The 3826-nt window shown below is 66.8% G+C and carries 4 protein-coding genes; all 4 read right to left on the bottom strand.

The annotated features are described in order from the left end of the window. Positions 1-539, bottom strand: a 539-nt coding sequence (locus VEG08_14240; GenBank protein HXZ29149.1) for a hypothetical protein, incomplete at its 3' end; no start/stop codon positions are given. A 185-nt stretch (positions 540-724) separates the two neighbouring features. Next, positions 725-2104 carry a tryptophanase gene (locus VEG08_14235; GenBank protein ID HXZ29148.1) on the bottom strand — a complete coding sequence of 460 codons (1380 nt, stop codon included), beginning with the start codon at positions 2102-2104 and terminating at the stop codon, positions 725-727. Positions 2105-2168: 64 nt separating this feature from the next. Further along, positions 2169-3101, bottom strand: a complete 933-nt coding sequence (locus VEG08_14230; protein ID HXZ29147.1) for a DUF4097 family beta strand repeat-containing protein — start codon at positions 3099-3101, stop codon at positions 2169-2171. A gap of 91 nt (positions 3102-3192) precedes the next feature. Further along, positions 3193-3826 (bottom strand): hypothetical protein (locus VEG08_14225; protein HXZ29146.1); only part of this gene is annotated, 634 nt, incomplete at its 5' end.

Here is a 3826-nt window from a genome sequence, read left to right as displayed (position 1 = left end):
CACTCCATCTTCTCGAAGCCGGGCGTGCGCAGATCGGAGAACGCCTTGGCCATGAGGTAGGATTCCGAGTCCATTTCCAGGATGGTGTCGCCGCTCTCGGTGCGGGTCTGGCTCTTGGCGGCGGGGAAGATGCGCATGAACTCGACCGGGTTCTGTTCCAGATAGGGCAGCAGCCCGCCCGCCTCCTCAATGGCCTTGGGGCTGCGCGTGAGGACAGCCATGGCCCGCCGGTAGCCCGCCAGGGTCATGCCTGCCTCGAAGGTCACTGCCCCGATGCCGCGCTTCAGGAACTCGTTCTCCAGCCCCGCCAGCGAGCGCTCCGTGGTAAGGATGTTGTTCAGCATAATGCGCTGGTCGACGAAGCCGATGGTGAACTGGCGCACCTGCTTGACCAGGTTGTTGAGCATGTCGAAGCTGGTGCGCAGGGGCTGGGTGGCTGCGCTGTGGTCGGCGGAGAACATGGCAACCGTCTTGAACACCATCTGCAAGGACCGCGCGTAGCGGATGCCGAGGTTCTTGACTTGGTTGCGGTCGATCATGCCATCCGGTTCCGTTGGACCAGGCGCCCCCGGGGAACGCGGAGCGAACTCTTGCCCTGGGTGGTTCCGCCCTACCGGGGTGGGGGGATTCCCGTTCTAGCCCTTACAATACACCAACTCGAACGGCCCAGCAGTGCCCTGGGGGTTACCGGGGTACCTGGGCTTGGCTGGGTAGGCAGGGGGCTTCAGCGGCCGACCGAGCCCTGGGAGGCGGCGCCGGGCTCGAAATGCGCGGTGAAGTGGCGCAAGAACGGGGCTTCCTGGGTCAGCCGCAGCCCCCGGATCTGCTCCCGCCGCTTCCACACCTCCAGGATCACCTCCACCACGTAATCCACATGGCTCTGAGTGTAGACCCTGCGGGGGATGGCCAGGCGCACCAGGTCCATCTGTGCCGCCTTGCCGAACATGAGAGTGCCGATCTCCACCGAGCGGATGCCGCCTTCCAGGTAGAGCTCGCAGGCCAGGGCCACGCCGGGAAACTGCTGGGGCGGGACCTGGGGCAGGAAGGCGCGGGCGTCCAGATAGACGGCGTGGCCGCCGGGGGGCTGCACGATAGGCACTCCCTGCTCGGCGACGTGGTTTCCCAAGTAAGCGGTGGAGGCGATGCGGTAGCGCAGGTAGTCTTCGTGCAGGGCCTCCTGCAGCCCCACCGCGATGGCCTCCAGGTCGCGGCCGGCCAGGCCGCCGTAGGTGGGATAACCCTCGGTCAGGATGAGCAGGTCCTTCTCCTGCTGCGCCAGCAGGTCGTCGTTGGTGCAGAGGAAGCCGCCGATGTTGGCCATGCCGTCCTTCTTGGCCGACATGGTGCAGCCGTCGCCCAGACGAAACATCTCCTGGGCGATCTCCTTGGGGGTGCGGGACTCGTAGCCCATCTCCCGGGTCTTGATGAAGTAGGAATTCTCGGCGAAGCGGCAGGCGTCGAAGTAGAGGGGGATACGATGGCGGCGGCAGAGAGCGCTGACGGCACGCACGTTCTCCAGGGAGACGGGCTGGCCGCCGCCGGAGTTGTTGGTGACGGTGAGCATGACCAGGGGAACGCGCTCGCGGCCCACCCGCGTGATGAGTTGGTCGAGCGCGGCCACGTCCATGTTGCCCTTGAAGGGGTGGCGCAGGGCGGGCTGCCGGCCCTCGGGCGGCAGCAGGTCCACCGCCTCGGCGCCCACGAACTCGATGTTGGCGCGGGTGGTGTCGAAGTGGGTGTTGTTGGGAACTACATCGCCCTTCTTGCACATCACGCTGAACAGGATGCGCTCCGCCGCCCGGCCCTGGTGGGTGGGGATCACGTGCTTGTAGCCGAAGATGTCCTGGACGGAGGCGCGGAAGTGGTCGAAGCTGTGGCTGCCGGCGTAGCTCTCGTCGCCGCGCATGATGCCTGCCCACTGCTCGGTGGACATGGCGCCGGTGCCGGAGTCGGTGAGCAGATCGATGAGCACGTCGTCGGCGGAGAGCAGGAAGAGGTTGTAGTGGGCGGCGCGCAGCAACTGCTCGCGTTCGGCGCGGGTGGTCCAGCGGATGGGCTCCACGCTCTTGATGCGGAAGGGCTCGATGATGGTGCGGATGGGCATGATTCCTCGCAGGGCCCGATTGTAGTGCGCTCAGGGGCCTGCGCGCGAGGATTCACGCCCGGCTTCAGTGCCGGATGAGGGTGATGCCGGGCGGCACCCGCACTTCTCCGGAAACGCCTGCCACTTTGACCTGCCCGCCCTCCTTCGTGACCACATCGAGACTGGCGGCGCGGCTCACCACGATGTCTCCCGAGGTATCGTTCACGGTGATGGCGCCGGTGCGAGTGGCGCGGATCTGGCCGGAGGTATCGCGGATGGTCACCGCGCCGGTAATGTCGTCGAGCACGATCTCGCCGCTGTCGTCGTCGATGGCAAGGTCACCCTTCACCCCGGTGACGCGGATGTTGCCGCCGCGGTTCACCAGGCGCGCGGAAGCCACGTCGGTCACGGTGAGGTTGCCGTCGGAGGAGGTGACCTCCAACCCGGCGAGGTGCTCGAGGCGGATCTGCCCGGAATGGCTGGCGAGGCGGGTGGCGCCGGCGACGCCGGAGACCACGATGTCGCCCGACTCTTTGTCCACCGCCAGCGGTCCGGCCACGTTGCGGACCGACAGCGTTCCGCTGCCGTCGTGGATCTCGACCGCGCCGCTCATGCCGCTGATCTCGATCTTGCCCGAGGTGTCGCGCACGTGGAGGGTGACGTTGGCGGGCACGATGACCTCGAAATCAATGGGGTACTCGGCGCGGCCCCAGTTGCTGACGGCGCGCGGGATGTCGGTGCGGATGGTCAGCTCGGGGGTGTTCTCGCCCTCGACCTTGATCAGGCGCTGCAGGATGCCTTTCTCACCCAGCTTAAAAAGGAAGAAGCGGTCGATCCCGACCATCATCCGGACCGAGGTAGCCGCAGGGTCACCGCGCAGGACGAAGTCGCCCTCTTGCACATCGAAGGTGATGACGCGGACGCCCGCCGCGGAAACGTTCATGGGGTAGCGGGGACGGGGACGCGCCAGGCACAGGGGCGCGCACAGCAGGAGCAGAGCGGCGAGCAGAGCTTTCACGGGCAATCTCCTTCGATGCGGGATGAGACAGGTGGCGCCCTGCTGTGCCCATCATCCTACCATCGCGCGCCGGACGCGAGGTTACGAAAGGTCAGCGGAAGTTGCTGATGAGGATGACGTCGTGGCTCAACCGGCCGCGGGAGAGCGCCAGTTGCTTGCCGTCGGGCGACCAGGCGAAGCTGAAGATCTCGTCGCTGGTGAAGTTGGTGATCTGGTGTGCCGCGCCGCCGGTCAGGGGCTGCTCCCAGAGATTGCCCACGCCATTGCGCACCAGGGTGTACTGGATGGCGCGGCCGTCGGGGGCCCAGTCGTACGCGCCGAAGTCGGGAGGAAGGGTGAGAGTGTGGAGGCGGGCTCCGCCCTCGGCGGGCATGACGGCCAATTGCGGGGACGTGTCGGGGCGACCGGCGAGGAAGCCGGCGAGCAGCTTGCCGTCCGGCGAGTAGCGGGGAGAGCTAAAGGTCTCCTGCGTGATCTGGGAGGGGGTTCCGCCCGCAGCGGAAACCCGCCACAGGATCCCCGCGGGGGCGCCGGGGGCCTGGCCGGAAGCGTTGAAGACCACCCACTTGGCATCGGGGGAGCAGTCGAGCACAGACCCCTGGAACCCGGGTACGAGAAGGGTGGGATTGGATCCGTCTTCATCCGCCCGCCAGATGCCCACTTTGCCCCCGCGAAAGGAGGCAAAGACGACGTAGTGGCCGCAGGCGGAGACTAGAAAATTGATG

The organism is Terriglobales bacterium (genome assembly GCA_035624475.1).
Lineage (GTDB): Bacteria > Acidobacteriota > Terriglobia > Terriglobales > Acidobacteriaceae > DASPRL01.
The sequence above is the reverse complement of the archived record's forward strand: the minus strand, read 5'-3'. Positions and strand labels throughout refer to the sequence as shown.

Excerpts from the sequence above, each read along its gene's own strand:
- VEG08_14235 (HXZ29148.1), bottom strand. The coding sequence starts at position 2,104 with ATGCCCATCCGCACCATCATCGAGCCCTTCCGCATCAAGAGCGTGGAG.